This window comes from Vibrio sp. 10N.222.46.A1 (genome assembly GCF_041473595.1).
Lineage (GTDB): Bacteria > Pseudomonadota > Gammaproteobacteria > Enterobacterales > Vibrionaceae > Vibrio > Vibrio tasmaniensis_A.
In genome coordinates this window covers 1-4,836 of sequence record NZ_JBFRSN010000354.1, presented here as the reverse complement: position 1 = coordinate 4,836, position 4,836 = coordinate 1, and the positions used below count along the sequence as shown (strand labels likewise).

The 4,836-nt window shown below is 41.1% G+C and carries 5 protein-coding genes; 1 reads left to right on the top strand and 4 read right to left on the bottom strand.

The features are described 5' to 3' along the window. The 3 genes from AB4496_RS11405 to AB4496_RS11395 all read right to left on the bottom strand — a co-directional run. Positions 1 to 435, bottom strand: a 435-nt coding sequence (locus AB4496_RS11405; protein ID WP_372130992.1) for an SLC13 family permease, incomplete at its 3' end; no start/stop codon positions are given. Between the two features lie 315 nt (positions 436 to 750). After that, positions 751 to 1,299 carry a sugar transferase gene (locus AB4496_RS11400; RefSeq protein ID WP_102257563.1) on the bottom strand — a complete coding sequence of 183 codons (549 nt, stop codon included), beginning with the start codon at positions 1,297 to 1,299 and terminating at the stop codon, positions 751 to 753. A gap of 111 nt (positions 1,300 to 1,410) precedes the next feature. Further along, positions 1,411 to 2,355 (bottom strand): SDR family oxidoreductase, encoded by a 945-nt coding sequence (locus AB4496_RS11395; protein WP_009847933.1) that lies wholly within the window; start codon positions 2,353 to 2,355, stop codon positions 1,411 to 1,413. Between the two features lie 172 nt (positions 2,356 to 2,527). On the opposite strand from AB4496_RS11395, the gene AB4496_RS11390 reads away from it, so the two are divergent. Next, positions 2,528 to 4,399: a nucleoside-diphosphate sugar epimerase/dehydratase gene (locus AB4496_RS11390; RefSeq protein WP_009847934.1), complete on the top strand. Its 1,872-nt coding sequence runs from the start codon at positions 2,528 to 2,530 to the stop codon at positions 4,397 to 4,399. On the opposite strand, the gene AB4496_RS11385 is transcribed toward AB4496_RS11390, so the two are convergent. Then, a partial coding sequence (locus AB4496_RS11385; protein ID WP_372130990.1) for a glycosyltransferase occupies positions 4,389 to 4,836 on the bottom strand: 448 nt, incomplete at its 5' end. The two genes, AB4496_RS11390 and AB4496_RS11385, sit on opposite strands and share 11 nt — an antisense overlap.

Here is a 4,836-nt window from a genome sequence, read left to right as displayed (position 1 = left end):
ACCCAGTATGGCAGCATAAGAAAGAGGGATAAGTAGTTTACTGGCTTTGTGATGCGGGTTGTTGCGGATCGGTGCCAACATAGTGGAAACGACCGCAGTATTGTTCAATATCGCTGAAGAAAAAGTGGTTAAGCTGAATAACCTGAGCAAGGTGAAACGATAGTTAGGTCCAATAACATAGTTGGTAACTACTCTTAGTAGCTTCGTTTTCTCTAATGCTACAGAGCAAATAACCAACAGCATCAAAGTTAATAAACCCATATTTGAAAAGCTTTGGATAACCTGCTCTGTCGTAACAAGAGAGCTGGTAAAAAGCACTAACAACAATACACCAAACACTCTATCAGACTGAGATTGAAAGCGTATCAAGCCGCAAATTGTTGCAACGAATAAGCCAAGTACCTGAACAGCAGGATTAATTAACCAATCAAGCAAAACCAATGCTCCAAATAAACGAATTAAGGTATGAGAATACAAACACCAAAGAGAACAGCCTATCATGGTGACGTTATAGGCTTAAGTATAGTGACACCATAAAACAGGGAAATACAAGTGTCAGTTCATGGCTCTCGTCAACACTAAAATTCACTAACGAACACTGACTTCGCTACTTAAAGTTGTGCTTATCATTCAATAACCTACGCTCTAAACAGCCACATTCACTACAGGTTTAGCCCCTTGCCTAAGCCTCTTACAATACAAGACTGATTCTAAAAAACGTCAAAGATACGTAAGAAAGCAAGAGAAAAATTAAACGCGGTCGCCCGAGCCTTTACCTAATACTGTTTGAATAATGTATTGGAAGTAAAACTTAGTATTCAACGTGTTAATCATGCGTTGATCCCACTCCGCTAATTTTTTCGGTGTCGACATGTCGATATCATTGATTTGAGCCAATCCCGTCACACCAGGCCTAACCGACAATACTCCTCTCGACTCTCTCTCATCAATCAACTCTTGTTGGTTAAACAGACATGGTCTTGGGCCAACTAAACTCATTTCACCTTTAAGCACGTTGTATAGCTGAGGCAGTTCATCAAGCTTGGTTTTACGCAGGAATCCACCGAGCTTGGTCACTGAACTCGCTCCAACTAAATGAGTCGCGACAGATTTTGTTTCGACAGGCATTGTGCGGAATTTAACCAAGGTGAAAGGTTTTTTGTTACGACCTACACGCGTTTGAAAAAAGACAGGCGACCTTGTATCAAAGTAACCAAGGATACAAATAAGGAGAAATACTGGCCACAGGAGCAACAGACCAAAGAGAGCAAAAAAGAAATCCAATAAACGAATCAAAATATAAGTCCTATTAAATTTGAATTAAAAACTGGGGCGATATAAGTACTACTAATTAATCAAAAACACCTGAAGAACTTATGGATAAGAAAGTAACAAGCTATCTAAAACACATCAATGCGACTTCAAGTACGCTTCTACTGTTCTTTTGATTCCTTGCTTAAAGGTCACGGGAGGTGTCCACCCCAGAATTTCCTTCGTCAAACAAATATCAACTTGGAGGTTGCCACATACTCTTTGTGCGACTTGTTGTTTTTTTAACACTGAAGCACTCAGCTCTATCCAAGACATAGGAACGGGTATAAGCCTCGGTGTTTTTCCCATAGATAGAGCAATTGTTCGCATTAATTGAGTTGTCGATACATCATGGTCATCAGAAGCCAAAAATGTATGCCCTGGAGCCAAAGGGTGTTCACAGCACACCAGTATCAAACTGGATAGATTATCCAGATACACCAAGCTTCGACGGTTCTTTATGGCACCAAACGGTAATGGAATACCCTTGTCAATCAAACGCATCATAGATAAGAAATTCGCTTTTACGCCAGGTCCATAAACTAATGGCGGCCTGATAATAACCACTTCTAACCCTGTATCTTTTGAGAGCTTAGCCACCTCAACTTCAGCTTCATACTTACTCAAACTGTAAGGGTCTTGAGGAGTATTATTTAAATTCGGCCCAAAGGGTAAATTGGGCTCGCTAAACTCACCGTTTACTTTGATCGAACTAACAAAGACAAATCTCTTAACGCCCGCATCAGCTGCCTGCTTCGCTAAGTTCAATGTACCCAGTGTATTAATATCTCGATAGGCTATCACTGCATCTTGCTCGACCTCATTCATTTGATGAACACGAGCTGCACAGTGAACAACACAATCGACACCTTCGAATGAACCCGACCAATCAGTAGATGCGCCAATAGAAGGAACAACCAAGCTATTAGTTAGTGGACCTATTTGCTTACGCACAACCGGAGTGACTGCCCAGTCACGCTCTCTAGCCAACTCAACAACTCTAGAGCCGACAAAACCAGTGCTGCCTGTGACTACAATTCTCATAATGCAAAAAGCCTAAAAGTAGAACAAATAACAAACAATATTAACAGTAAACGTACCGAGTGACACATAACAATCAATTACAACTAGCTTACCGCACTCAACAACATTAAAATACAGTCTAAAAACTATAATCATCAAACTTAAGACGCTCAGTGGCTCGCTAAGGAACACCATGATCAGACCAATACATATATTGCTTAATGCCAAACGCAAGAACAAGCGTTTCATCAGTATTGGCTATGATATTTTCGCTATCGTGATTTCACTCTATCTAGCCATTGCCTTAAGGCTTGGAAATGCTTTTTTTTCAGTCGAAATAGAGGAACTAATCACTCTTTTTATTACTGTTTCAATCACAATTTATAGCTTCATTAAATTAGGAATGTACCGAGCTGTCCTACGTTATATGATGCTACCAGCCGTGGGCAACATTTTCTTTGGCGTTATAATATCGACCCTAGCTTTAATAATGAGTGGATTTTTTTTCCAATCGTTCATCCCTAGAAGTGTCCCATTTATATATGCGGGCTTGGCAACCCTGACGCTAGGTGGCCCCAGAATACTTATCCGTTCAATTTATTATCATTGGTTTAAGCGTCAAAAGCCCAATGTGTTTATTTATGGCGCAGGGGCTACCGGTCGCGACTTAACATATGCTCTGATTCAGGGGGATGAATACAATCCAGTCGTATTACTTGATGACGACCCTACAAAGTCAGGTCAAATATTATTTGGACTTAAGGTCCACCACTCAAGTGAATTTGAACACCTTCAATCACTTTATCAACCCGTAAAGCTGCTTTTGGCCATTAATGGGATTAATAAAGGTGAGCGCTTGAGATTGGTTGAAAAATTGTCACATTGGCCAATCGCAGTGCAATCCGTTCCATCAGTAGAAGATATTGCTACAGGAAAAGCGACAGCAACTGACGTAAAAGACTTAGACGTTGCAGATCTACTTGGAAGAGCTGCTGTGGACCCTGACAAGGCACTTTTAGCACAAAACATTTTCAATAAGAATGTAATGGTTACTGGCGCCGGAGGCTCTATTGGCTCTGAGCTGTGTCGTCAAATCATGTCACAGAAACCCAAAACACTTGTGCTGTTTGAGCTAAATGAATACAACCTTTATAAAATCGACCAAGAACTAAATTCGACCAAAATAAATTTAAAAAGCGAAACTCAAATCGTTGCAGCTCTTGGCTCCGTTCAGAGACAAAACCGCTTAGAAAAATTGATGACAGCGCATGGCGTTGAAACTGTTTACCATGCTGCAGCATATAAACATGTTCCGTTAGTTGAAGATAATATTGTTGAAGGCGTTCGTAATAATGTGTTTGGCACACTTGCTTGCGCTGAAGCTGCGATCCAAACAGGGGTAAAAAACTTCACTCTAATCTCAACAGATAAAGCAGTGAGACCAACTAACGTAATGGGGGCAACCAAGCGCATGGCTGAGTTGGTTCTTCAAGCGTTGGCAGATAAGCAAGACACCACAAATTTCACAATGGTACGTTTTGGTAATGTTCTAGGCTCTTCGGGCTCGGTTGTTCCATTATTCAAAAAGCAAATCAAATGTGGCGGCCCTGTAACCGTAACTCACCCTGATATCATTCGTTATTTCATGCTGATCCCCGAAGCAGCCCAACTTGTTATCCAAGCAGGGGCCATGGGTAACAATGGTCAGGTGTTCGTTCTTGATATGGGCGAGCCAGTCAAGATTTTAGACCTAGCGAAACGAATGATTCACCTAATGGGTATGCAAGAAAATATAGAAGGATCACCTCAAGAGGGCGATATTTCTATAAAGTTCACAGGATTACGCCCAGGAGAAAAGCTTTATGAAGAGCTTTTGATTGGGGACAATGTGGAAGGTAGTGGCCATCAAAAGATAATGACAGCCAGAGAGCAGATGTTGAGTTGGAGTGAAATGCAGCCACTTTTGGAACAGCTCGATAGGTGTTGCCATAACTTTGATGAAGAATGCATTATGAGGATTCTATTAGATGCCCCTACTGGGTATAAACCCAATGCTAACGGATAGCACCAAGCTCATCGTAAACCTTTAGAGTTTTTTCAAATACCATTTCTTGAGAAAACTCTGTTTCAACTTTTTGACGCCCCCTAACGCCAAATTCAAGAGTTTTTTCATCATTCTCAAGCAACGCGCGTAAACAGTTAGCAAGTGAAATTGCATCTCCTGGTTGCGCCAGTAAACCGTTAACATTATGAGATACGATTTCACGACAACCAACAACATCAGTTGTGATTATCGCTCTTTGGCAAGAAGCTGCCTCGATTAAGATTCGAGGGACACCTTCACCATATGTAGTAGGCAAACACACTATATCGTTTTCTTTTATTAGCTTAGGCATATTTTGCACGTTACCTAGCCAATTAATATCACCAGAGCTTGCCCAAGCCTCTACTTGACTAAGAGGAATAGCAGAAGAAACGTCGCTATCAATAATCCCCGCAACA